General features: G+C 46.6%; 1 pseudogene. It reads left to right on the top strand.

Annotated elements, in window-relative coordinates:
* Positions 1 to 233 (top strand): annotated as a pseudogene (locus AAEY72_RS16405) (hypothetical protein); the annotation flags it as partial.
* Between the last annotated feature and the right edge of the window lies 1 nt (position 234).

Raw genomic sequence — 234 nt, 5'->3', positions numbered from 1 at the left:
TCACAGGGATGTTGGTTGAGCGTATCGCGGATAGTGGTGGTGGTAGCCATAATGTCGCACCAAAACGCTTACGCTGCGAGTCAGGTAAACCTTGTCCACAGACGGGATCATGGTGGTCACCATCGAGTCAGGATGTGAAACACTTTAAAGCAGGTGACATCATGCCAAAAATGAAGCGGCTTGAATGGAAAACCATTTGGTATTTTAACGAGACCAATCAGTTAGACGATTAAG

The sequence above is a fragment of the Psychrobacter sp. W2-37-MNA-CIBAN-0211 genome (assembly GCF_040309405.1).
Taxonomy (GTDB): Bacteria; Pseudomonadota; Gammaproteobacteria; order Pseudomonadales; family Moraxellaceae; genus Psychrobacter; species Psychrobacter glaciei.
Note: the sequence above shows the minus strand (reverse complement) of the source record. Positions and strands in the feature narration are given on the sequence as shown.